This is a genomic window from Actinopolymorpha alba DSM 45243 (genome assembly GCF_000373925.1).
GTDB classification, from domain to species: Bacteria; Actinomycetota; Actinomycetes; order Propionibacteriales; family Actinopolymorphaceae; genus Actinopolymorpha; species Actinopolymorpha alba.
Map to the genome: position 1 here is coordinate 114,693 of NZ_KB892720.1, position 24,492 is coordinate 139,184.

Genomic DNA, 24,492 nt, shown 5'->3' on the forward strand with positions numbered 1-24,492 from the left:
ACGGCCCTGTCCGCGCGACCTCTTAACTAAGGTCTGTCGGCGGCGTTCGGGGCGGGGTCGTACGCCGACAGCCGGCCGCACATGCCCCACCGTTCCGCTGGCGGGGGCGACGCGAAGACGCCACCCGCACCCAGATGCGAGAGGTCGCCGTCACGAAGTGCGGCCAACTGGCGACCGGTCTCCTCGACCGCCGCCAGCGGGCCGTCCCGCCAGTGCTTCTCCCAGTCGCTGAGCCGCGGCCCGATAAGGGCCAGGGCAGCGAAGTAGAAGTCCGCGAGCCCCGCGGCCCCCTCTGCCAGGACCCGCCTGCGCAGCGCGCGGAACCCCTCGATGGCGAGGTCCCGGCGCCGCCGCGCCGATGCTGGTGCCGTATCCCCGGACGCGAGGGAGACCTCAGCGGCGTACCGCTCGGGGTTGGCGAGGACTCCCGGCGGCATCGTCAGGACAGCATCGCCGGCCTCGGGCAGGCCGGCGTTCTGCATGACGACGAGGATGTCGAGGCCGCCGTCATTGACCGCGCGATGGATCACACCGGGGGTGAACCACACGACGTCGCCCGGACGCAGCGGGCACTCGACGTACCCTTCCGGACCGAGCGTCTGCAGGCGTCCCACGCCACCGAGGACCGCATAGCCTTCCGTGCACACGAAGTGCGCGTGCGGAGATCCTCCATGCAGGCCGTCAGCGGTGGGCCAGTCGTAGATCCGCACCCGCGACACCGCGGTGCCGCCAGGGAAATGGCCGGTGACGTGGCCGACGGGAGATTCTTGCGATTCGGCTTCGGCTGTCATCCGTTGGCGCCGCGCCTAGGCGCTCTTGCGGGCGGCGCCGCGTTCCTCCGCCTTACGCCGGTCTCGAAGTCGCTTACGTCGCGTACGTTCTTTGGTCCAGCGAACCTTCGGTCGTGAGCCTCGTCCCATGCCGGAAGCCTAACCCCCGAGGAGGGCCGGTAACCCGATCTCTCTGTAGGTGAGCGGCAGCCCGACCGACATCGGACGGCCGCCATCGCGGCTACGCGAGGAGCGACAGGCGTTCCTCGACGACTGGATAGGCGAACGCCTCACCCCTGGCGAACCGTTCGAGTTCCGCCACGGCAAGCGCGCCCATCCGGCGGATCTCGTTGCCGAGGGAGCCGGCGATGTGCGGGGTCAGTACGACGTTGGGCAGGGCGAACAACGGCGAATCCGCTGGCAGGGGTTCAGGATCGGTGACGTCGAGGACAGCACTGATCCGTCCGCTGGTGAGTTCCACGGTGAGTGCCTCGGTGTCGACGATCCGGCCCCGGGCGGTGTTGACCAGCGTCGCGCCGTCCCGCATCGAGGCGAGCCGACCGGCGTCGAAGAGGTGGTACGTCTGCGGGATGTCAGGGGCGTGGATGCTGACCACATCGCAGGCGGGGATGAGTTCGTCCAGCTCCACCAGCCGGGCGCCGAGCCGCGCGGCCTCGGCGGCGTCGATCGTCGGATCAGCCAGCAGGACGTCCATGTCATACGACTGGAGGAGGTCAACGACCCGCCGGCCGACGTTCGAGGCGCCGACGATGCCGACCGTGACGCGGTAGTTGCCGAGGCCCGGATAGAGGGCTGCCCAGTCGCGGCGGCTGGCTTCGGCGCGGTAGGCCGCCTGGATCGGGAACGCCCGCTTGCCCGCGAGCACGATCATCGCGACGGTGTACTCCGCGACGGGTACGGCGTTGGCGGCGGCGGCCGAGGACACCCGCAGTCCGCGCCGCCAGCAGGCCTCGGTGACCAGCCCCTTCACCGAACCCGCCGCGTGGACGATCGCCTCGAGCCTCGGCGCGGTGGCCAGCACGTCCGCGTCCACCGGCGGGCAGCCCCAGCAGGTGAGCAGGACCTCCGCACTCTGGAACGCCTCGCGTGCCGGCGCAGCGTGGAGGTCGGTGACGACCAGATCGAGGTCGATCGCGGCGATCGCGCGCAACCGCTGGCGGAGTTGGTCGTCGAAGAGCCGGTGCGGATTGGCGGGCGCCATCGCGAGAACGACGGACGGGGTTCGGAGGCTGGCCATGCGCGGCAGGGTAGCTGAACCACCTCAGCTTGGAAAGCGCTTGCCAACTCGTTCGACGACACTGAATCTGGTCTGCCAGACCTTCTGGTCCAGAGCACCCGGCCACCACAACGACAACCGAACACATGGCAGCAGCGATCCAGCGCATCCCCATGATCGGCAAGCGTCCACCACGCCACTAAAGCCGCGCTAAACCGGCCGGCCGACGCGGGACAGCCGCCCAGCCGGCGGACCTCCTGGTCACTTACCCGCGGAGCTTGCGGGTGCTCTCCCGGATGACCACCTCGCCGCGTACGCGTACCAACCGGTCCTTCTCGGGCACGTCGAGTTCGAGGGCGAGCCCGGCGGCGCGCTCCCCCATCTGCTCCAGCGGGAGCCGGACGGTGGTCAGCGGCGGCACCAGGTCGCGCAGGGTCTCGATGTCGTCGAAACCGGCGATCGAGAGGTCCTTCGGGACGTTCACGCCCTGCTCACGGCACGCCGCCATCGCGCCGACCGCCATCACGTCGTTGACCGCGAAGACGCAGGTGACGTCGAGCTTGCGGGCGATCAGCTCGCGGGCCGCCTGGTAGCCGCCGTCGCGGGTGAAGGCACCGTCAACGACGGCTTCCGGAGCCAGCTCGATGCCCCTCTCGGTGAGGCCGGCGCGAAATCCGGCCAGCCGGTCGCGGGCCGTGAGGATGTTGTTGCGGGGACCGGCGAGTACCGCAAACCTACGATGCCCGAGATCGGCGAGCCGGATGGCGAGCTCGCGTGCGCCAGCGCGGTTCTCAGGCAGGACCGTGTCAGTGGAAAGGCGGTTCTGGCTGACGCAGGCGATCCGCCCACCGGTGCGCCGGAACTCCGCCACCTCCTTGGCCAGGCGTTCGGTCTGCTCCTTGTCGGCGATCCGGCTACCCGCCAGGATCACCGCGCGGGCCCTCTGCGCCCGCAGCATGGCGACGTACTGCACCTCGCGATCGGGATTGCGCGACGTGGAGCCGAGCATGACGATCAGCCCGCGCTCGTCGGCGATCCGCGTGACGCCGGCCGCGATCGCGGCGAAATAGGGGTCGGCGATGTCGTGGACGACAAGGCCCACCGTGGAACTGGTGCCCCGCGCCACCGCCTGGGCGTGCACGTTGGGGGTGTAGCCAAGCTCCTCGGCGGCCTTCACCACCACCGCGCGCAAGTCCTCGTTGACCCGGCGGGTGCTGCCGTTGAGCACCCGGGAAGCGGTCGCGAGGGACACTCCTGCACGCCGCGCGACATCGCCGAGGGTCACAACCGAGGAAATGCTCATGTGGGGATTCTCCGACCGCTGGTCAACCAGACGGTGTCAAGCATGCCGGATAGGCGTACCCGATGGCCGAACTGCCTCACGGGGATCTCCTCCTGCGCATGAAAGTTACGACTGCGCGAAGTCGCTTAGTAAACCCTTGTTGCAGGCGGGAACCAGCACTACGCTGCTCGCACTCCATGGTCGTTTGTGGAGTAATTCGGCGTGACGCCAGGCAGGGCGCCTACGGGAGGGCCGCGCGAGCGGTGATGGGTGGCGCCACGCCGAGACCTCCCCTGGCCTCGACCCGATGGGCCGAGGTTCGCCGTACGCAAGCAGTCAGGAGGCCACAATGACCAACCGCCGAGCGTATCCGGGCTTCGACCGCCGGGAGTTCCTACGCCGAGCCGGATTCCTCGCCACGGCGGCCAGCGCCACCTCGCTCCTCGGCGCCTGCGCCACCAGCGGCGGCGGTGACGGCTCCACCACCGCCACGCCGAAGCCGACGAGCAGCAACGTCGACGCGCGCAATCCGTTCGGGGTGGACCCGAAAGCCGCGCTTGACGTCGTGATCTTCAAGGGTGGCTTCAGCGACGAGTACGCGAAGTACCACGAGTCGATGTACCAAAAGCGCTATCCCGACGCCACTGTCAAGCACCTTGGAACGCAGGAGATCACGGCCCAGCTCCAGCCGAGATTCGTCAACGGCACTCCACCCGACGTCGTCGACAACTCCGGTGCCCAGGACATGGACACCGCGACGCTCGTCACGCAGGGACAGCTCAGCGAACTCAGCCAACTCCTCAGCGCGCCGGCGTGGGACATCAGCGGAAAGACCGTGCAGGACACGCTTGCTCCGGGTTCTCTCGACCCGTTGACGTTCGACGGCAAGGTTTACGGCATCCCGTACGCGTTCAACATCAACGGCTTGTGGCACGACCAGAAACTCTTCACCGACAACGGCTGGGAAGTGCCGAAGACCTGGGACGCCATGATGGCGCTGGGCGAGAAGACCAAGGCCAAGGGGCTTCCCCTGTGGACCTACCAGGGGCAGTACCCCGGCTACATGCTGACCGTCTTCAACGCCATGGTCCAAAAGCATGGCGGCAAGGACGTCATCAAGAACATCGACAACCTCGAGGACGGCGCGTGGCAGCAGGACTCGGTCCGGGCTGTCGCGGAGGCGTTCTTCGAACTCAAGTCGAAGGGCTACATCCTTCCGGGCACCGCTTCCCTCAGCCACACCCAGTCCCAGGCCGCCTGGCTACAGCGCAAGGCCGCGATCATCCCGTGTGGCTCCTGGCTCAAGAGCGAGATGAAGTCCCAGGTGCCGGCCGATTTCCAGATGTCGATCACCCCGTCACCGTCGCTCGACGCCAACGACAAGTTTCCGTTCGAGGCGATCCCCAACACGCCGACCGAGAGCTTTCTCGTGCCGTCAAAGGCGAAGAACGTCGCTGGCGGCCTGGAATATCTCCGGCTCATGTTGTCGAAGGAAGGCGCCCAGAAGTTCGCCGAACTCACCTTCACCCTCACCATCGTCCAGGGCGTGCACGACGAGCAGGAGCACGACCCCGTACTCAAATCCTCCCTGGCGACACTCACCGCCGCGCAGAAGGTGGAACGCCTCGACGCCGCGACCTACGGCACGTGGTACCGCCCGCTTGTGGAGGAGGCCGAGGCGGCCATCGGCGTACTCCTCACCAGCAGTCTTGACGCGAAGGGATTTGTCGAACGCGTCCAGAAGAAGGCTGACGCGGTGAAGAAAGACCCGAAGATCAAGAAGTTCACCCGCTGAGGGGCCGGTCAGCCGCGATGCGCAAGGGTCGAGTTCCGTTCATCATCACGTTTCTCGCTCCCCCACTGCTTCTGTACGTCGTTTTCGTACTGTCGCCGTTCGTCCAAGGTATCCAGATCTCGTTCACGAACTGGACCGGCTTCACTCCGAACTTCGACTATGTGGGGTTCCAGAACTACACCGCCCTGATCGGCGACTCGGCGTGGTGGCACGCCGTGACCAACAACCTCAAGCTGCTGATCGTGATCCCGATCGTGACCCTCGCCCTGGCGTTGGCGTTCGCGACGCTGCTCACCCGCGGCGGGACTGGTGGGACGCAACACGGGCTGGCTGGCCAACGGCTCTACCGGGTGGTCTATTTCTTTCCACAGGTGATCCCCGTGGTCATCGTCGCCATCATGTTCCAGTTCATCTACAGCACGCAGTCGGGACTCCTTCAGCAGACGCTCGACTTCATTGGCATCGACCTGCTGGAGCTCATTCCTAACGGCCCGCTCGGCAATCGCGACTTCATCCTCTGGGCGATCGTGATCGCGGCCGTCTGGTCAACTGTCGGTTTCTACATGGTTCTCTTCATCGCGGGCATGCAACAGATCCCGCGGGAGTTCTTCGAAGCCGCGGCGATCGACGGCGCCGGGCGGGTACGGATGTTCTTCCACCTGACGCTCCCGTTGCTCTGGGGACATGTGCAGGTCTCCCTGGTCCATATCGGTGTCGGCGCCCTCGACATGTTCGCGCTGATGTCGGTCATGGCGCGTAACGGCGTGTCGGCCGACTACGGCGGGGACGTGATGGCGACCCAGCTCTACCGCACCGCGTTCGCACTGAACTCGCAGTTCGGATACGCGTCGGCGATGGCGACGATGCTGTTGGGCTTCTCCGTCCTGCTTGCCGTGCTGACCTTCCGGATCACCCGCCGCGAGCGGCTCGAGTACTAACCGGAGTGTCGGTGACCGACCTCACCCGCGATCGGTGCTCACCAGGACCAGAAACGAGAGCGTGATGACGACACTGCCGACGCCAACCTCTCCTGCCGCGGGATCGGCTGAGCGCGGGCATTCTCCAGCGCCCGCGCCACCGCCCGCACGCTTCACCGGTGCGCGCATCCTGAGCGACGGGATCCCGCAGGTGTTCCTCATCGCCTGGGGTCTGCTGGTGGTCCTGCCCATGTTGTGGGTGTTGATCTCGTCGCTCAAGACCAACCGGGAGATCTTCACCAGCCCGTTCGGGCTTCCCGAGACGTGGGAGTTCGGCACCTATGTGGACGCCTGGCAGACCGCCAACATCGGTAGGTTCTTCTTCAACACCGTGGTCGTGGTGGTATGTGGTGTCCTGCTGACGCTGCTCTTCTCGTCGATGGCGGCATACGTGCTCGCCCGCTATGAGTTCCCGGGCAACAGGTTCATCTATTATCTGTTCCTGGCCGGCATGATGTTTCCGTTGTTCCTGGCGATCGTGCCGCTGGTCAAGGTGACTCAGAACCTCGGCCTCTACCAGAATCTTGTCGGCCTGATCATCGTCTACGTGGCGTTCTCGCTGCCGTTCTCGGTGTTCTTCCTCACTGCGTTCTTCCAGTCACTTCCGAAGGAACTCGCCGAAGCCGCGTTCATCGACGGCGCGGGGCATTTCCGGACGTTCTTCCAGATCATGCTTCCGCTCGCGCGGCCGGGACTCATCAGTATCGGCGTGTTCAACTTCCTCGGGCAGTGGAACCAATACATGCTGCCGCTCGTGCTCAACACGCCGAAGGACGACGAGCGCAGCAACTTCCTCCTGACACAGGGCCTCGCCGACCTGGCCTTGCGTACACGTTATGAATCCAGCGCCACCTCGGTGGCCGAGATGTTCGCCGGACTGGTGATCGCCATGATTCCCGTCCTTGCCGTTTACATCGTTTTCCAGCGCAGGGTCGAGGAGGGGTTGACCGCCGGCGCGCTCAAGTAGGAGCAGGCTCCAAGGGTTGCCCCCGGCCCCGTTCGGACAGGCAACGCCACCACGGCGCGGGCCGCACGGCAGGCCCGCGCAGCGCTCGAGCCGCAGCGCTCGACGGTCGCCATGCTGGGAACGTGGCCAGTTCTGCCGCCACCACCGTCGCAGACTTGCCCACGGGCGGGCAATTACGTTACGGTGGAAAGCGTTTTCCGGGCATATGACGTGGAGGACCGCATGACCGTTCGCGAGATCGGAATCGTCATGAATGGCGTGACCGGCCGCATGGGCTACAACCAGCATCTGGTGCGTTCGATCCTGGCGATTCGAGCACAGGGTGGCCTTGAGTTGGCGGACGGTCGTCGGGTGATCCCTGAGCCCATCCTTGTGGGGCGTTCAGAGCAGAAGCTTCGTGACATCGCCGACCGGCACGACCTCACCCGGTGGACAACTGATCTTGACACCGCGCTCAGCGACCCGTCCACCTTGATCTATTTCGACGCGCAGGCGACCAGAGCGCGGGAGAAGGCCGTCCTTGCGGCCATTGCCGCGGGCAAACATATCTATTGCGAAAAACCGACAGCGGACTCGTTGGCTGGCGCCGTCGAGCTCGCCCGCGCGGCCCGGGACGCCGGCGTCAAGGACGGCGTCGTGATGGACAAGGTTTTCCTGCCCGGCCTCCGCAAGCTCCGCCGGCTCGTCGAGGGCGGGTTCTTCGGCCGGATCCTCTCGATCCGCGGCGAGTTCGGGTACTGGGTCTTCGAGGGTGACTGGCAGCGGGCGCAGCGACCGAGCTGGAACTACCGCGCCGAGGACGGCGGCGGGATCACCCTCGACATGTTCTGCCACTGGAACTACGTCCTCGAGTCGATCGCCGGGCGGGTGCGCGCCGTCACCGCGCGGGCCGTGACGCACGTGCCGCGCCGCTGGGACGAGAGTCACCAGGCCTACGACGCGACCGCCGACGACGCGGCGTACGCGATCTTCGAGCTCGACAACGGTGTGATCGCCCAGCTCAACTCCTCCTGGTGCGTCCGCGTCTACCGCGACGAGCTGGTGGAGTTCCAGGTCGACGGCACCGAGGGCAGCGCGGTGGCGGGCCTTCGTAACTGCCGCATCCAGCACCGGGGCAGCACGCCGATGCCGGTTTGGAACCCCGACCTGCCGGCCACGGAGCCCTTCCGCGACCAGTGGCAGGAGGTCCCCGACAACGCGCAGTTCGACAACGGCTTCAAGGCGGAGTGGGAGCAGTTCCTGCGGCATTGCCTGGAGGACGCGCCGATGCCGTACGACTTCCTGGCCGCGGCCCGCGGTGTCCAGCTCGCCGAGCTCGGCCTCCGCTCGTCTGAGGAGGGCCGCCGGATCGAGCTTCCCGAGGTCGCGATATGACCGGTCCGACCGTCAACCTGCCGCGCGCTGACGGCTCGCTGGCGGCCTACCCGTTGTCGGCGCCGCGTGTCTGGCCGCGCCCTGACCAGCCGCTCACCAGCCGCCTCGCCTACGCCGCCGCCCACGTGGTCGCCGATCCGCTCGCCGACAACACGCCGGGCGCACCAGCGGTGCTCGACTGGGACGCGACGCTGGCGTTCCGCCGCCACCTGTGGTCGTACGGCCTCGGTGTCGCCGACGCCATGGACACCGCCCAGCGCGGGATGGGCCTGACCTGGGAGACCACGGTCGAACTCATCCGCCGCAGCGGTGCGGAGGCGGCGGCCACCGGTGGACTGCTCGCCTGCGGCGCCGGCACCGACCAGCTGCCCCCACTCGCGGCCGGGCCGAGCTCCCTCGAGGAGGTTGTCGGCGCGTACGAAGGGCAGCTGGCCGTCGTCGAGGACGCCGGGGCGCGACCGATCCTGATGGCAAGCCGTCACCTTGCCGCCGCGGCGAGCGGCGCGGACGACTACGCGAAGGTCTACGGTCACCTCCTCAGCCAGGTGCGGCAGCCGGCGATCCTGCACTGGCTGGGTCCGATGTTCGACCCGGCGCTTGCGGGCTACTGGGGCTCCGCCGACCTCGACACCGCCACCGAGACATTCCTCGCCATCGTGCGCGACCACGCCGCGAACGTCGATGGCGTCAAGGTGTCCTTGCTCGATGAGGACCATGAGGTACGGCTGCGCTCGGCCCTCCCGCCCGGCGTCCATCTCTACACCGGCGACGACTTCAACTACCCGCGGCTGATCAGGTCCGGATCCGATGCCCTGCTTGGGATCTTCGACGCGATCGCGCCGGCCGCAGCGGCCGCGCTGGCCGCGCTCGACGCCGGTGACGAGCACGCGTACGACGACGCGTTCGGGCCCACCGTCGCGTTGTCCCGGCATCTCTTCAGCACCCCCACCTACTACTACAAGACGGGAATCTGCTTCCTGGCCTGGCTTTCGGGGCACCAGGACGGCTTTGTGATGGTCGGCGGACTGCAGAGCGCGCGCAGCGTGCCGCACCTGGTCGAGGCGTTCCGGCTCGCTGACAAGGCGGGCTTGCTTCCAGATCCGGACCTGGCCGCGACCAGGATGCGGGATTTCCTTACGGTGCAGGGGATCGGCTCATGAGCGAGCGCAGCGAGCGAATAGTTCAATACAGCGCCCCGAGTGCNTCATGCGCGCCCGGAGCGGAGCGAGGACGGGCATGAGCGAGCGCAGCGAGCGAATAGTTCAATACAGCGCCTCGAGTGCCTCATGCGCGCCCGGAGCGGAGCGAGGACGGGCATGAGCGAGCGCAAGAATCAGCACAGCGCCGGTGATCCGCGGCTCGCCCGCCTGTCCCTCAACCAGAAGACCACCAACCGCTGGAGCGTCGCGGAGGCCGTCGACGGCTGCGTACGCGCTGGCATCCCGGCGATCGGGCTGTGGCGGGAGCCGGTGCACGACGCCGGCCTCGAACGCTCGGCGAAGCTTGTCCGCGACGCGGGCCTGCGGGTGTCGTCCCTGTGCCGCGGCGGATTCCTCACCGCGGCGGACCCGGCCGAACGTCAAGCCGCCCTTGACGACAACCGCCGCGCGATCGACGAGGCGGCAACGCTTGAAGCGCCCTGCCTGGTGCTGGTCGTGGGCGGCCTGCCGGCCGGCTCGCGTGACCTACCCGGCGCCCGAGCCCGGGTGGCCGACGCGGTCGCCGAACTCGCGCCGTACGCCGGCGAACGCGGCGTACGCCTTGCTCTCGAACCCCTCCATCCGATGTACTGCGCCGACCGCGCCGTGCTGTCCACCCTGAGTCAGGCCCTCGATCTGGCCGAGCAGTTCCCGGTCGACCTGGTGGGCGTGGTCGTCGACACCTTCCACATCTGGTGGGACCCCACGGTCTGGGCGGGGATCAGCCGGGCTGGGCGGCGGATCGCGTCGTTCCAGGTCTGCGACTTCAACCTGCCCATCCCCGCAGACGCGCTCCTCGCCCGGGGAATGATGGGCGATGGTGTGATCGAGTTCCGGCCCTTCCGGGTGGCCGTGGACGACGCCGGATACGCCGGTGACATCGAGGTCGAGATCTTCAACGCCGACGTCTGGGCGGCCGATCCCGACGAGGTGGTCGCGACGATGATCAGGCGGTACGTCGACCTCGTGCTCTGAAGTCAACGGCTATGACGCCGGCCGCCGGGAAGCTGGCCGGCTTCGAAGCTGATCAACGGTCCCGAATTCGGACACCCACAGCGGGAGGCGCCCGCTTTGCGGACCGTTGATCAACTCGGCAGATCTCCGCTGGTCAGTGAGGTTGCCGGGACCGCGGACCGATGGGCTAACCCCTCTGGAAACCAGCTGGGCTGAGAGGATCCGGCTATGCCTGATTCTCAGCCGCCCTTCGCCGGATCGCTGGTGATCCCCTCCCGGTTTCGCGGGCCGCGGCGCAGCGCGAACGGCGGCTACACGGCCGGGCTTCTCGCCAGCTACGTCCGCTCAGGCGCCGAACCAACCGTCGAGGTGACGCTTCGCCGGCCGCCACCTCTCGACGAAACCCTCACGCTGACCCCGCAGAACGCCGACGTCCAGCTCCGGGCAGGCGGCGAGGTGGTGGCCGAGGCGGCGCCGGGCACGCTCGACGAGCTGGTCGTCCCACCTGTGCCGTACGCCGCGGCGCTTAAGGCCGAGGAGTCGTACGGCGGCCTGGCCCGGCATCCCTTCCCCGGCTGCTTCGCGTGCGGCACCGACCGCGTACCCGGCGACGCCCTGTGCCTACGCCCTGGCGTCCTCGCCGACGGGCGGACCGCCTGCACCTGGATACCGCGCGACGACCAGGCGCGCCTCGAGATTGTGTGGGCCGCCCTCGACTGCCCGGGCGGCTGGGCCGCCGACGTCGCCGGGCGCCCGATCGTGCTCGGCCGGATCACCGCACACGTACGCACCGTGCCGCACCTGGGTCAGCGCTGCGTCGTGATGGGCCAGCTCCTCCAGGAGCAGGGCCGCAAGGTCCACACGGCCAGCGCGATGTACGACGAGGACGGGCAGCTGCTCGCCCGTGCCCGCCACGTCTGGCTGACGGTCGATCCGTCCGCGTTCGAGTAGGCTGCCGCGCTGGGTCAGCCGGCGCCGCGCCAGCCCGCGCCAGGCCGCGCCGCCTTCAGCCCGCCTTCAGTACGCCGAGCAGCCGGGCCACCTCGGCGGCGACCGCGTCCCGTCCCGGCGAGAGGTACTTCCGGGTGTCGACCACCGCCGGGTTCGCCGCCAGGAAGTCCCGCACCGCCCGGGTGAACGCCTGGTTGAGCGAGGTCGCGATGTTGACCTTCGTCATGCCAGCGTCGACCGCCCGGGTGAGGTCCTCGTCAGGAACCCCCGACGAGCCGTGCAACACCAGCGGCACCGGCACGGCCTTGCGGTGCGCGGCGATCAGGTCGAGGTCCAGTGCGGCGGTCTTTTCGAGCATCGCGTGCGAGGTGCCGACCGCGATCGCGAGCGCGTCGATGCCGGTGGCCTGGACGAACGCCACCGCCTCGTCAGGGTCGGTCCGGGCGCCCGGCGCGTGCACGCCGTCCTTGCCGCCCACCTCACCAAGCTCCGCTTCGACGAAGACACCGTGGGCGTGGCAGTGCTCGGTGACCTCACGGGTCGCGGCGACGTTCTCGGCGTACGGCAGGACTGACGCGTCGTACATCACCGAGCCGAAACCGAGCGCGACCGCCTCGCGCACCAGTTCAGGCTTGGTCGCGTGGTCCAGATGCACTGCCACCGACACCGACGCCGCCCGCGCGACGGCGAGCGTGGCGAGGCCGATCGGCTCCAGCGCCCGGTGGTACTTCACGGCGTTCTCGCTGATCTGCAGGATCACCGGCGCACCGGCCGCCTCGGCGCCCGCGACCAGGGCCTCGGCGTGCTCGAGCTGGATCACGTTGAACGCCCCGGCACCGCGACCGGACTCGGCGGCACCGCGCACGATGTCGGCGGTGGAGACAAGCGGCATCAGATCCTCCTCAGGATCGCGGTCGGCAAGCGGGTACGCGTAGCCCGGCCCGCCGTCACAACGGACGGACCCAGGCGCCGGCCCGCATCACGGCGAGCAGTTCCAACGAATCGTCGAGCACCACCAGGTCGGCGCGCCGGCCCGGCACCAGCGCACCCACGTCGTCCATCCCGAACACCCGGGCCGGCGTCGTCGCGGCCACCCGCGCCGCCTGCTCCAGGGTCAGCCCGGCCTTCTGGACGACGAGCCGGAACGCCGCGTCCATGGTCAGCGTGCTCCCCGCGATCGAGTCACCGCCGGCCAGCCTTGCCACGCCGTTCTCGACGCGGACGGACTGAGCGCCAAGGCCATACGTCCCATCGCTCATGCCCGCCGCGGTCATCGCATCGGTGACGAGGGACACCCGATCGACTCCGGCGGCCCGCACCGACACCGCGATCGTCGCGGGATGGAGATGGATGCCGTCGGCGATCAGCTCCACTGTCACCCGGGGGTCCTCGAGCAGCGCACCGACCGGGCCCGGCGTGCGGTGGTGCAGGGGTGGCATGCCGTTGAACAGGTGGGTGGCGACACTGGCGCCCGCGTCGACGGCGCCGAGCACAGTGTCGTAGTCGGCGTCGCTGTGGCCGACAGCCGCGACCACGCCGGCATCGACCACCTGGCGTACGGCGTCGAGGCCGCCCGGCAGCTCCGGCGCCAGCGTCACCATGCGGACGGTGCCGCGTCCCAGCGCCAGCAACCGCTCCACCTCGGCCGACGCCGGTGGCCGCAGCACCGCGGGGTCGTGCGCGCCGCGGCGTACCTCACTCAGCCACGGACCTTCCAGGTGGAGGCCGGCGACGATCCCGTCGGCGGCGAGGTCGGCCAGTGCGGCCACCTCGCGGGCGAGTTCGTCGGCCGTCGTCGAGATGAGGCTCGCGAAGGTGGTCGTGGTGCCGTGCGAGAGATGGAACTCCGCAGCCGTGGCCGTCTCCTCCGGGGTCGCCGAGAGGTACGACGCACCGCCGCCGCCGTGCACGTGGGTATCGACGAAGCCGGGTACGACGATCCGCCCGGCCAGGTCGACGTCAGGAGTGCGCGGTTGCCCCGCGCCCACACCAGACAGCCGGTCACCGGTCACCTCGACCCAGCCGGCCTCGAGCACCCCGTCGGGAGTGACGATCCGTCCGTTGCCCAGCAGCGTCACCGCTCGCGTCCCTCCGTCGTCGGTACGTCGTCCCGTTGTCCTGGAGTCCTGGAGTCCTGGTGTTATCCCGCCGCGGCTCGCGCCGACCTTACGGTGCGACCCGCTGCCCCGACGCCCGCCAGGCCAGCAGGGCGGCGCCCAGACATCCTGCCTGGTCGCCGAGCGCGGCCCGAACGACCCTCGGCCGGCGCTGGAACGTCAACCGCTTGTCGAGCTGGACCTCCAGCGGCCCCACCATGAGGTCCTCCGCTTCGGCCAACCCGCCACCGACCACGACAACCTCGGGCCCCAACAGCGTGACGGTGGTGTGCAACACGGTCACCAGTGCCGCCAGAGCTTCGTCCCAGACCGCGCGGGCGATCGGATCACCGGCGCGGACTCGCGTCGCGACCTCGGCGGAGCCGGCCACCTCGATCCCGCTGCGTACGGTGTAGCGCCGCGCGACGCCGGCTGCCGAGGCGACGCGTTCGAGACAGCCGCGGCCACCGCAGGGGCACGGCTCACCTTCGGGGTCGACGGAGACGTGGCCGACCTCCCCGGCGTACCCGCCCGCGGCGATCGGCCGGCCGTCGACGATGCAGCTCGCCGCGATGCCGGTGCCGAGCGCGATGAAGAGCGCGTTCTCGGCGCCCACTCCCGCACCGAGGACGTTCTCCGCCAGCCCGCCCGCGCGGACGTCGTGCCCGAGCGCGACGGGTATCCCGAGTCGCGCGCCGAGGACGCTGGCCAGCGGGGCGTCGCGCCAACCGACGTTCGCCGCGACCACCGCGACGCCGCGTTCCTCGTCGACGATGCCGGGTACGACGAGGCCCGCCGCGGAGGGCGCGGCGAGCCCGAGTCCGACGGCCTCTGACGTGAGGGCCTCGAACGCCGTACCGATCTGGTCGATGACCGCGTCGGGCCCGTCGGCGACCGGCGTGGGGAACGACCGGCGGGCACGTACGGTGTGGCCCGCGTCGACGACCGCGCCCTTCATCGAGGTGCCCCCCACGTCGAGGGCGACCACGGTCGCCCTCGGCTTGGCGGCGACCGTCTCAGCAGCGGCTGGCCCAGTCGCGGCCGGCCCAGTGGCGGCTCGCTCGACGGGCGGCCCGGCAGCGGCGCCGGCCTCGCTCACTGCCCCTCCGTCGCGGAACCCGCCAGGATGACCGACCGGGTGAGGTTGCGCGGGCGGTCGGGGTCGAGCCCCTTGCCCGCGCCGATCTCCACCGCGAGCCGTTGGATGCGGATCAGCTCGGCGACCGGGTCACGCTCGGGCTCCGACACGACCAGCGCGCCGATGCCGCGGACCTCCTCGACCAGGCCGGGCGGCGGCACGCCAAGGAACCACACGACGGACGCCTCGTCAGTGATGCTCATGGGCCCGTGACGGTACTCCATCGCGGGGTAGGACTCGGTCCACGACAGGGAGGCTTCGCGCATCTTCAGGGCGGCTTCGTTGGCCAGGCCGATCGTCCAGCCGGATCCGAGGTAGGTGAACTGCCGGCGTTCGGTCGCACCCGACGGAAGCGGCTCGGCCACGGCGGTCTTGGCGTCAGCGACGGCCGTGGTGAGGTTGGCGCCCAGGTGGGTCCGCAAAAGGGTGAGGGCCGAGGTGGCGAACCGCGTCTGCACCACCGACTTCTCGTCGGCGAAGTCGAGAACGACCACATCATCGGCGAGGTCCATGACGGGCGTCTGCGGATCGGCCGTCACCGCCACGGTCGGGACCTGCCCGCGCAGCTCGCCCAGGATCGCGAGCACCTCGGTGGTCGTACCCGACCTCGTGAGCGCTACGACCCGGTCGTAGCGCCGGCCCGTGGGCAGCTCCGTCGCGGTGAACGCATCGGTCTCGCCGTGACCCGCGGCCTCCCGCAGGGCGGCGTACGACTGCGCCATGAACCACGACGTCCCGCAACCGACGACCGCTACCCGCTCGCCGCGTTGCGGCAGCGTGCCGCCAACCTGCTCGGCCAGCGCGGCCGCACGGCTCCAGCAGTCAGGCTGACTGGCAATCTCCTCGGTCACGAACTCCATGAGTGCCCCTTCCGCGGCTCGACTCGCCAGATCATAGGGCATGGATCGCGCATTTGTGCATGCTTTGCGCTGTAACCGAGCAGTGATGTGCACGCTCCACGATGTATTGCCCGACCTGCGCCAATCACCAGCCGATGACCCCTTCCTGACGAAATCCCCCGTCCGCCGCGCTCCGAAGCCAGGTAGGTGGCCGAGGCGGCGCCCAACGCCCGGGCCGAACCCTTGGGTGGAACGCAAGGGGGGAACGCCTGGGCGGAACGCAACGGGGAACGCGGACTGAACGGCGAAGCGGCGTCGACTTGGCGCGGGGCTTCGCGGGCGCCCAGTGGGACGTGCGGGAACGGTTGGATCCACCCTTTTGTGGGGACAAAACGCAGCAGGTGGGTCAGACACCCCAGCCGACCGCGTCTTCGTACCCGCCAGGCTGCCCGCATCCGGGCCCGCCCGTGGCCGGGGCACTGCCGCTGAACCGCCCGCGAGCTGGCGATATCTGACCGTGGCGGCGGGATGGGGGAGAGGGAAACCGTGACGGAGATCAAGCCGCACCTAATCGCAGGTTCACGCACGTCCCGCGCAGACGATGGGCACCCTATGATCGGTTCTTCGAATACACGCGCAGCTTCGAGCATGAAGGCGGTGTCTATGAACCGCTATGAGCGGCTGAACGCGATTCTGGAACTCGTGGCCCAACGCGGCCGGATCGACGTTGAGACCCTCGCGGAGGAACTCGACGTGTCCACCGCGACCATCCGCCGGGACCTTGACCACCTCGCGCAGCAGCAGTTCCTCACCCGTACGCGCGGCGGGGCGGTGGCGCACAGCGTCGCGTACGACCTTCCCCTGCGCTACAAGACCGCCCGCCAGGCGACGGAGAAGCAACGGATCGGCCAGGCCGCCGCCGAACTCGTCACGGCCGGAATGGTGATCGGCATCAACGGCGGTACGACCGCCACCGAGGTCGCCCGGGCGATCGCCACCCGCACCGACCTCAGGGCACCCACCGGTGGGCGGCGAGCCGTCACCATCGTCACGAACGCCGTCAACATCGCCAACGAGCTCACCGTCCGGCCGCACGTCAAGATCGTCGTGACGGGCGGAGTCGCGCGGCCGCAGTCGTACGAACTCGCCGGCCCGCTCGCCACGCACATCCTCCAGGGCGTCAGCCTCGACCTCGCGATCCTCGGGGTCGACTCCATCGACCCGGTGCAGGGCGCGAGCGCACACCACGAGGGTGAGGCGAACATCAACGAGCTGATGGCCTCCCGGGCCCGCCAGGTCGTCGTGGTGGCCGACAGTTCCAAGATCGGGGGGCAGGCGTTCGCCCGGATCCGGCGTACCGAGGAGATCGACCTGCTCATCACCGACCCCGGCGTCAGTGACGAGGCGGTCCGGCAGTTCGAGGAGGCCGGCGTCAAGGTCATGCGCGTCTGAGGGGCGTGCCACGGGCCGCGGATCTACGTGGGTTGGCACGCCCCTGCCCACCGGAGTCCCCGCGACCCCGCTTCGGTGATCATGATCGTCTTCAGGAAGGGCGGTGGTACGTATTGCCCCTTCTGGCTTCATGATCACCGCCGCTCAACCTCATGCGGCTTCGGGGAAGTGGCCCACGCATCGCGCGAAACGTGGGCCACTTCCCCGTAATGATCTTGAGCCAGTCCCCAGGGAGTCCAGTCCGCGAGACAACCGGCCCGCCCGGCGTCTGACGTCACGCCGCTCTCCCACCGCCGGGCCAGCCAGCTAGCCACCCGGAGCCCAGCGAGCCTCAGAGTGCGGCGGAGACCGACTCCCCGCTGTCGACGTCGAGTTCGGGAAGCGTGGTCCCTTGGACGGCCTCGATGTCGAGCTCCACGCGTACCTCGCTGCCGATCAGGACGGCACCCGCCCGCAGGATCTGGTTGTAGCTGACTCCGAAGTCGTCGCGGTTGAGGGTGGTGGTCGCCTTGAACGCCGCCCGCGTTCCCCCGAAGGGGTCCCCACCGACACCCTGGTAGGCCACCTCCAGGCGTACGCCGCGGACCTCCCCGTGCAGGGAGAGCTGGCCGTCGAGCACCCAGGCGTTCTCGCTGGCCTGGCTCAGGCCACTCCCCCGGAACTCCATTGTCGGGAACCGCTCGGCGTCCAGGAAGTCGGCGCTGCGCACGTGCGCATCCCGCAGAGCGTTGCCGGTGTCGAGGCTCGCGATCGCGATTGTCGCGTGGACCGAGGAACGCTCGACCTGCTCGGCGATCTCGATCCGCCCACCCACCTCGCTGAACCGGCCACGGATGTTGGCCAGGCCGAGGTGCCTGACCGTGAACCCGACGACGGAGTGCGCAGGGTCGATCGTCCACGGCCCGCGCGGGGAAGCTCCAGCCCGCCGGCACGCGGCAGCGTGACAACGCCGAGGGTGGCCACGCCGCTCGCGGGCACGATCGCGGTCCGGGCGGCCGGCGGGTAGCCGGCCGCCGTGACGATCGCCGTATAGGTACCGGGCGGGAGTTCGTCCGCGACGACGGCACCATCCGGACCGGCGGCGACCCGGCTGATCTGGTTACCAGCCAGGTCGATCACCGTCAGGACCGCCTGCGGCACCGCCCAGCCGTCGTCGTTCAGGATCCGCGCGCTGAGCCCGGTCGTGCTCACGGTCAGCCCTCCGGGTAGCGGAGTTCGACGTCGTGCCGGCCGTCGGCGCCCGGGTCGACGCGCACGGAGCTGGCCACCGGTGGGTAGCCGCTGGCGATGAGGGTGTAGTCGCCAGGAGGCAGGTCCTCCAGCGTGTACGCCCCGTCGGCGTCGGTCATGGTCGTCCTGACGACGTTGCCGGCGGCGTCCACGAAGGTGATCATGGCGTCGCGTACCGCGTGCCCGGCGTTCCCGGCCCGGGCGATGCCCGTCAGCCGGCCTCCGGCCACCACCTCCAGATCCAGCCGGCGTTCGCCGCCGTCCGGGACGGTGACGCTCACGGCCAGCGGGCGATGGTTGTCGGCGCTGACCACCAGCGTGCAGTCGCCGGCGCTCAGCCCCTCCAGGACGTAGCCGCCGTCCGCGCCGGTGACACGGGCGGTGATGACCTCGCCGCGCGCGTCCGCCAGGGTCACGGTGGCGCCGGCCACGGGAGTGCCCGTGCCAGCCAGCGTGACCGTGCCGAACACCCGGGTCGTGCCGGTGAGCACCACGTCCAGCCCGGCCGGACCGCCGGTGACCTGGACCGTTGACGCCTGCGGCTGGTGGGTGCCAGCCGAGGCGATGAGGACGTACGTCCCGACCGGCAGGCCCGCTATCTCGTAAGCGCCGGTGCCGTCGGCGGTGGTCCGGGCAACCTGATGGCCCCGGAGGTCGATCAGGGTGACCGCGGCGCCAGCGATCGACGATCCATCGGGTCCGACCACCCGGCCGCGGACCTCACTCCCGTGCTGTGTCGGATCCGGCCCCTGCTGGGGCTCACCCTCGCCGCCCGTCGGCGTGCCGTTGGTGCTCGCGAGGAGTTCGCTGGTGCGTCCGTTCTCCGGCGTACGCACCAGGAGGTCCCCGTCGCCCACGTCGGAGAGGATGTGCCGGCCGTTGCCGACGGCGTGCCCGTTACCCGCGCTCACCCGCAGCGGCGGCGCATCACTCGGCTCCGAGGCGCGGGCCATCGCGGGGACGGTGGAATCGGGGGCAGCGGACCCGGCAGCGATGGCCTCCCCCTCGCGGACGACCTCGCCGGAATCGGTCGTGGGTGGCGTACCCCCCGCCTCCTCGGCGGCCATCGCCGCGAGACCCGACTGGGTACGCAGCGGGATCTCCTTCATGAAGAGGAAGAGCAGGAACGCGACGACGGGAGCGCCAGCCGCCACGAGGTACACCAGGTCCATCGAGTCGGAGAAGCCCATCTGGAACGGCCGCGCGAGGATGGGGGCGAGATGCTGGATGAATGAGGAGTCCTGCAGGACGCCGCCCGCGTTGCCGGAGCCGCCGCCACCGCGCAACATCTCGAGCACCGGCTGGTTGGCCGGGTCGGACAGTACTGCCGGGTTCTTCAGCGCGGCCTGGAACTCCGGGGTCGCACCCACGGTCCGGAAGGCGTCCGCGATCTTGTCACCGACGGTACTGAACAGCAGCGACAGGAACACCGCGGTGCCGAGCGTGCCACCCATCTGCCGGAAGAACATCGACGACGAGGAGGCCACCCCCATGTCGCGTGGCGGTACGGCGTTCTGGACGGCGAGGGTGATGGTCTGCATGCAGAGCCCGAGCCCCAGACCGACGACCACCATGTAGATGTCGGTCTCCCACAGCGGGGTGTCCCACTGGACCCGGCTGAACAACAGCAGACCGCCGGTCATCAACACGGTGCCGACGAGCGGGAACACCTTGTAGCGCCCGGTTTTGGCGGTGATCACGCCGGAGCCCATCGAGGCCGTCATGATGCCCGCCATCAGGGGCAGCATCAGCAGCCCTGCCTTGGTCGGGCTGGCGCCCTGCACGATCTGGAGGTACTGCGGGATCATCGCGATCGCCCCGAACATCGCCATACCGACGAAGAGGCCGCCGGCCGAGGAGAGCGTGAACACCGAGTTGCGGAAGAGCCGCAACGGAATCAGCGCGTCGTCCCCCATCCGACGCTCGACGAGGATGAACGCGATCAGGCCGACAGCGCCGATGGCATAACAGAGCAGGGAGTTGCGGGAGTCCCATCCCCAACCGCGCCCCTGCTCGGCGACGATGAGGAGTGGAACGACGCCGAGGGCGATGGTGACCGCGCCGAGCCAGTCGATGCGGTGGCTGCGCCGGGTGTGCGGGATGTGCAGCACCCTGGCGACGACGATCAGCGCGATGATGCCGATCGGCACGTTCACCAGGAACACCCACCGCCAGCCGTCCATCCCGAGGATGCTCGACTGGCCGGCGAAGAACCCACCGATCACGGGTCCGAGCACGCTCGAGGTGGCAAACACCGCCATGAAGTAACCCTGGTACCTCGCGCGTTCGCGCGGCGGGACAATGTCGCCGATGATCGCGAACGCCAGCGACATGAGGCCGCCGGCGCCGAGGCCCTGGAAGGCACGGAACCCAGCGAGTTGGTACATCGACTGCGAGAACGTGCAGGCGAGCGAGCCCACCACGAAGAGCGAGATCGACGTGAGGAAGAGCGGCCGGCGTCCCCAGAGGTCGGACAGCTTGCCGTACAACGGTGTCGAGACCGTCGACGTGATCAGGTACGCGGTGGTCGCCCACGCCTGCTGGTCAAGGCCGTGAAGGTCATCGGAGATCGTACGAATCGCCGAGCTGACGATGGTCTGGTCGAGCGCGGCCAGGAACATCCCCAGCATCAGGCCGGCGAGGATGGTCAGGATCTGCCTATGACTGAGCTGGCTGGGTATTCCACTGGTCTGGCTTGGCGATTGACCGCGCCCGCCTGGCGTCTGGTTGGGCCGGCCGGGCACTGAGTCAGCTGGCGCGGCTCCGGGTGTGGTCGCCGCGCGTTGCCCCGCGTTGGTCATCGGTCCTCTCCGCCTGCCGCGCTGTCGCTGTCGCGCTGTCGTGACCTCGTTCGTCCAGCAGCGGCTCGTTAATAGCTCTTGCTTGTGCCATACAAGTTTGTTCGCAGCTCACTATGTGCCGAGGGCGGTCGGTTGGGCAACTTGATTGCCTGTGACCTGACGCACAGGGCGCCGGGGAGAGGACGGGGCGCCGCGGATGCCCAGCGCCGGCGCTCTCCTGGCCGGGACCGGCAGTGAGCTTATGGCGGCACAGCACCACGACTAGCTTCCCCGGCGTGCGCATCCTCCACCTGTCCGACCTCCACATCGAGCCCACTCCAGAGGAGCGGATGCCCGGTCTGATGAGGTCGCTGGACAACGACCGCCGGCAGATCGTCCGCAGCGGAGCCGACCTCGTCCTCGTCTCCGGCGACCTCACGACGTACGGCAGTTCCGAGGTGAGCCACCTCGCGCTTGCCCGGGAGTGGCTCGACAGCCTCGGCCTGCCGTACCTCGCCGTGCCCGGCAACCACGACCTCGGTCCGAGTCCGTGGCGAGCCGAGAAGAGCCCACGGGCCGAGGCGTACGAGGACGTCGCGTACAAGGACACTGGGTACGGCCGGACCTTCGACCCGAACCCGCTGGTCTCCTATGACCTCGACGTGGCCCGCGTCATTGGGGTGGGCCTGCGCGAAGGCGACCCCGACGGCGTACTCCGGCGACTCGACACCGTCCTCGGGTCCGACTCGCGGCCGGTGATCCTCTTCGGCCACTACCCCGTCGTGCCGGTCCGCGAGCCGAAGATCCATCCGGACTTCGGGTCGGAGGAGTTCATCCCGCGGACGGGACAGGCGCTCGCGGCGCTGGTACGCCGGCACCGCAACGTCGCGGTCTACGCCTGCGGCCACGTCCACGTCAGCTCCGCCCGCCGGCTCGCGCCGCACTGCCTCCAGATCACGGCGGGCTCGCTCGGCCAGGGATCGAGCAGCTACCGGGTGTTCGATCTCAACGACGACGGCCTCAGCTTCGCGACGATGCTCGGCAGCGGGCCGCTGACCTTCTGGGATGGCGCCGTACCCGGTCTTGACATGGAGTTCTCGCTCGGCGACCCCGCGGAGCGGTCCGGGTGGATTCCGTGGGCCTGACGCCTGTGGCCGGCTCAGTTGGCGAAATTTCCGTTGTCTGGACGGCCGGAACCACGTACGGTCGGGCGTACACGAGGAAGGAGGTGGTCCAGCGTATGCATAGCTTTGGGACTCGTGAGGTGGCTGTCCGCTAGCCGCTGTCCCCTATAAAGGACTGACTGCCGATCACCGGCTCGTCCTGATGGCACCCGCGCCCCAGCGCAGCTTGGAGCGTGACGTGTGCCGGACGGCGGCCGGCGAGTATGAGGCAGCCACCCGACCCGCGGGCGCTGGGATCAGTCCCCCCAGCACCACAAGCCCGCGGGTCGTCCCATGCCCGGGCACCGTTCTCTGGCTCGGGCGCCGTTACGGGGCGAGCCGCTCCAGGATCCAGCGGTCACCGTCTCGGCGATAGCGCACCCGGTCATGCAGGCGGCCCTGCCGCCCCTGCCAGAACTCGAACCTCTCGGGCCGGACGCGGTAACCACCCCAGAACTCCGGCAACGGGATCTGCGCGCCCACCGGCCAGCGTTCCTCCATCTCGGCGTACGCCTGGTCGAGCGCTTCCCGATCGGGTACGACAGTGGACTGCTGGCTAGCCCAGGCACCAAGCTGGCTCTCCCGTGGCCGACCGGCGAAGTAGGCGGCGGACTCTTCCCGGCTGACCCGGGTGACGGTGCCGCTCACGCGTACCTGCCGCTCCATCGCGTGCCAGGGAAAGACCAGGGCTGCGCGCGGGTTGGCGTCGAGGTCGGCAGCCTTGTCGGAGCGGTAGTTGGTGTAGAACGCGAAACCGCGCTCGTCGAGCCCCTTGAGCAGGACGGTCCGGGCCGAGGGCACGCCGTCATGGTCGGACGTCGCGAGCACCATGGCATTCGGCTCGGCGATCTCGGCGGCGATCGCGTCGTTCAGCCACCGGACGAACTGCTCCAGCGGATCGGCCGCCAGCTTCTCCTCGAGCAGGGCGCCGTGCTCGTACCCGCGGCGCATCTCGGGAAGCTCAGCCCCGGACCCAGCGGGCTCAGCTGACTCGACCGGACCAGCGGGCTCGGCGGCCCCGTCCGCGTCCGCATCATGGTCGGATAGCTGCTCCACGATGCCCGACCTTAGCCCCGGTGGCGCGGATCCAGGCTGGAAGCCGGCGGCGATCCAGGCGTCCAGGGCCTGCGTCATGGTCGGGCAGTCCCGCAGCGGATATGCGGTCGGGCAGGCGCGGGCGTGGAGCAGGACCTGCTTGGCCGACTGGGCGCACGCGACCCGGGCGTTGAGTTCGCCGATGTGGGCGTCAATCACGTTTCGCCACTCCGGTCCGGCGCCGTTCAGGACCGTGGCGATGGTGTCCAGGCTCATGCCGAAACTCTGCGCCAACTGGATGACGACGACCCGCCGCAGCGCCTCTTGGGCGTACCACCGGCGACCTCCGGAACGCCGAGCCGGCTGGACCAGTGCGCGTTCCTCGTAGTAGCGCAGCGTCGAGGTCGCCACTCCGCAGCGCCGGGCGGCCTCCCCGATCGGGAGGAGTTCCGCGGTGCGCGTGGCGCCGTCATCGGGTAACAACTGACTGACCATGTCCAGCATTTGACACCGACTCAGGAGTTGACTTCAAGGGCACTTGAAGTGTCACCTTCGAAACCATGACAGACCCAGAACGAACCCTCACCGGCACCGAGCACAGCCCACCGCGCTCCTGGTACATCGACCGCCCACTGACCGGTTTCGCGCTCCCCCGCGGCCGGGTTGGATCCCTGCTCGGACGCCTGATGGGCATGGTCAACAAGTCGGAGCAGCTGGAGGTCCTGGCCGCCGTTGACGTCCAGCCCGGCGAACGGGTGCTGGAGGCTGGGTACGGCCCCGGCGTCCTGCTCGGCATGCTGCTCGGCGCGGGTGCGACCGTCGCGGGAGTCGACCCGTCCCCGGAGATGCGCGCGCTGGCGGCCCGGCGCAGCGAGAAGGCCGTCGCGGCGGGCACCGCCGACCTCCGGGTGGGTACGGCAGAGAGCACCGGCTTCCCCGACGAGAGCTTCGATGTCGCCGTCTCGGTGAACAACGTCCCGATGTGGTCGGATCTGACGGCCGGGATGCGCGAGCTGCACCGCGTCGTACGCCCCGGCGGCCGGGTGGTCGTCGCCTGGCACGGGGGCACGCACACCCGCGGGATTGCCCGCAAGCTGGTGCTGCCGGCGGACGTCCTCGACCGGATCACGGTCAGCATGCGGGACGTGTTCGGCAACGGCGAGATGCGGCAGGGCCGGCACATCGTGACGTTCCAGGCCACCCGCTGACCACAGCCTCCCGGCGGGAGAGCAGCTCGGAATCTGATTTTCAGA

At 69.2% G+C, this 24,492-nt stretch carries 20 protein-coding genes and 1 pseudogene; 10 read left to right on the plus strand and 11 right to left on the minus strand.

The genetic code is table 11. From position 1 onward, the window contains the following. Nucleotides 1-26 precede the first annotated feature (26 nt). The 3 genes from B141_RS0106145 to B141_RS0106155 all read right to left on the minus strand — a co-directional run bounded on the left by B141_RS0106145 (nt 27) and on the right by B141_RS0106155 (nt 3,310). Entirely contained in the window at nt 27-791 is a 765-nt protein-coding gene (locus B141_RS0106145) for a cupin domain-containing protein (RefSeq protein ID WP_020574291.1), read from the minus strand. Between the two features lie 220 nt (nt 792-1,011). Further along, complete coding sequence (locus B141_RS0106150) at nt 1,012-2,028, minus strand: hydroxyacid dehydrogenase (protein ID WP_020574292.1); 1,017 nt, start codon at nt 2,026-2,028, stop codon at nt 1,012-1,014. Nucleotides 2,029-2,272: 244 nt separating this feature from the next. Continuing rightward, complete coding sequence (locus B141_RS0106155) at nt 2,273-3,310, minus strand: LacI family DNA-binding transcriptional regulator (protein ID WP_026256959.1); 1,038 nt, start codon at nt 3,308-3,310, stop codon at nt 2,273-2,275. A gap of 328 nt (nt 3,311-3,638) precedes the next feature. On the opposite strand from B141_RS0106155, the gene ngcE reads away from it, so the two are divergent. The 7 genes from ngcE (at nt 3,639) to B141_RS0106190 (ending at nt 11,506) form a co-directional block, all read left to right on the plus strand. After that, nucleotides 3,639-5,084 (plus strand): N-acetylglucosamine/diacetylchitobiose ABC transporter substrate-binding protein, encoded by a 1,446-nt coding sequence (gene ngcE, locus B141_RS0106160; protein WP_020574294.1) that lies wholly within the window; start codon nt 3,639-3,641, stop codon nt 5,082-5,084. Between the two features lie 17 nt (nt 5,085-5,101). Beyond that, nucleotides 5,102-6,022, plus strand: coding sequence for a carbohydrate ABC transporter permease (locus B141_RS0106165; RefSeq protein ID WP_020574295.1), 921 nt, complete (start codon nt 5,102-5,104; stop codon nt 6,020-6,022). Between the two features lie 64 nt (nt 6,023-6,086). Then, a complete protein-coding gene (locus B141_RS0106170) occupies nt 6,087-7,028 on the plus strand; it encodes a carbohydrate ABC transporter permease (protein WP_020574296.1) in 942 nt (313 codons plus the stop codon). A 222-nt stretch (nt 7,029-7,250) separates the two neighbouring features. Further along, nucleotides 7,251-8,402 (plus strand): Gfo/Idh/MocA family protein, encoded by a 1,152-nt coding sequence (locus tag B141_RS0106175; RefSeq protein WP_020574297.1) that lies wholly within the window; start codon nt 7,251-7,253, stop codon nt 8,400-8,402. Beyond that, nucleotides 8,399-9,562 carry a dihydrodipicolinate synthase family protein gene (locus tag B141_RS0106180; RefSeq protein ID WP_020574298.1) on the plus strand — a complete coding sequence of 388 codons (1,164 nt, stop codon included), beginning with the start codon at nt 8,399-8,401 and terminating at the stop codon, nt 9,560-9,562. The genes B141_RS0106175 and B141_RS0106180 overlap by 4 nt, the downstream gene beginning before the upstream one ends. 156 nt (nt 9,563-9,718) lie before the next feature. After that, entirely contained in the window at nt 9,719-10,576 is an 858-nt protein-coding gene (locus B141_RS0106185) for a sugar phosphate isomerase/epimerase family protein (protein ID WP_020574299.1), read from the plus strand. Nucleotides 10,577-10,783: 207 nt separating this feature from the next. Beyond that, nucleotides 10,784-11,506, plus strand: a complete 723-nt coding sequence (locus B141_RS0106190; protein ID WP_020574300.1) for a hotdog family protein — start codon at nt 10,784-10,786, stop codon at nt 11,504-11,506. A gap of 55 nt (nt 11,507-11,561) precedes the next feature. Here the strand turns inward: B141_RS0106190 and B141_RS0106195 are convergent, their stop codons facing one another. The 4 genes from B141_RS0106195 to B141_RS0106210 all read right to left on the minus strand — a co-directional run bounded on the left by B141_RS0106195 (nt 11,562) and on the right by B141_RS0106210 (nt 15,600). After that, nucleotides 11,562-12,398, minus strand: coding sequence for a class II fructose-bisphosphate aldolase (locus B141_RS0106195; protein ID WP_020574301.1), 837 nt, complete (start codon nt 12,396-12,398; stop codon nt 11,562-11,564). A 55-nt stretch (nt 12,399-12,453) separates the two neighbouring features. After that, the gene (gene nagA / locus B141_RS0106200; RefSeq protein WP_020574302.1) at nt 12,454-13,584 is read right to left on the minus strand and encodes an N-acetylglucosamine-6-phosphate deacetylase; all 1,131 of its coding nucleotides are present in this window, start codon (nt 13,582-13,584) and stop codon (nt 12,454-12,456) included. Between the two features lie 88 nt (nt 13,585-13,672). Next, nucleotides 13,673-14,701, minus strand: a complete 1,029-nt coding sequence (locus B141_RS0106205) for an ROK family protein (protein ID WP_020574303.1) — start codon at nt 14,699-14,701, stop codon at nt 13,673-13,675. Next, nucleotides 14,698-15,600, minus strand: coding sequence for an SIS domain-containing protein (locus B141_RS0106210; protein WP_020574304.1), 903 nt, complete (start codon nt 15,598-15,600; stop codon nt 14,698-14,700). Before B141_RS0106210 ends, B141_RS0106205 begins: the two co-directional genes overlap by 4 nt. Nucleotides 15,601-16,242: 642 nt before the next feature. Between B141_RS0106210 and B141_RS0106215 the strand changes: the two genes are divergently transcribed. Continuing rightward, nucleotides 16,243-17,031, plus strand: coding sequence for a DeoR/GlpR family DNA-binding transcription regulator (locus B141_RS0106215; RefSeq protein WP_020574305.1), 789 nt, complete (start codon nt 16,243-16,245; stop codon nt 17,029-17,031). A 331-nt stretch (nt 17,032-17,362) separates the two neighbouring features. On the opposite strand, the gene B141_RS51285 is transcribed toward B141_RS0106215, so the two are convergent. From B141_RS51285 to B141_RS0106225, 3 genes and pseudogenes are all read right to left on the minus strand, one after another. Further along, nucleotides 17,363-17,923 (minus strand): YceI family protein, encoded by a 561-nt coding sequence (locus tag B141_RS51285; RefSeq protein ID WP_272944063.1) that lies wholly within the window; start codon nt 17,921-17,923, stop codon nt 17,363-17,365. A gap of 119 nt (nt 17,924-18,042) precedes the next feature. After that, a pseudogene (locus B141_RS52520) lies at nt 18,043-18,222 on the minus strand (carboxypeptidase-like regulatory domain-containing protein); the annotation flags it as partial. 2 nt (nt 18,223-18,224) lie between these two features. Beyond that, complete coding sequence (locus B141_RS0106225) at nt 18,225-21,062, minus strand: MFS transporter (RefSeq protein WP_084678124.1); 2,838 nt, start codon at nt 21,060-21,062, stop codon at nt 18,225-18,227. A 275-nt stretch (nt 21,063-21,337) separates the two neighbouring features. On the opposite strand from B141_RS0106225, the gene B141_RS0106230 reads away from it, so the two are divergent. After that, nucleotides 21,338-22,186 carry a metallophosphoesterase family protein gene (locus B141_RS0106230; RefSeq protein WP_020574308.1) on the plus strand — a complete coding sequence of 283 codons (849 nt, stop codon included), beginning with the start codon at nt 21,338-21,340 and terminating at the stop codon, nt 22,184-22,186. A 345-nt stretch (nt 22,187-22,531) separates the two neighbouring features. Here B141_RS0106230 and pdxH read toward each other — a convergent pair whose 3' ends face one another. Beyond that, nucleotides 22,532-23,734 carry a pyridoxamine 5'-phosphate oxidase gene (gene pdxH, locus B141_RS47095; RefSeq protein ID WP_169512906.1) on the minus strand — a complete coding sequence of 401 codons (1,203 nt, stop codon included), beginning with the start codon at nt 23,732-23,734 and terminating at the stop codon, nt 22,532-22,534. 65 nt (nt 23,735-23,799) lie between these two features. On the opposite strand from pdxH, the gene B141_RS39155 reads away from it, so the two are divergent. Then, nucleotides 23,800-24,447: a class I SAM-dependent methyltransferase gene (locus B141_RS39155; protein WP_020574310.1), complete on the plus strand. Its 648-nt coding sequence runs from the start codon at nt 23,800-23,802 to the stop codon at nt 24,445-24,447. Nucleotides 24,448-24,492: the final 45 nt, after the last annotated feature.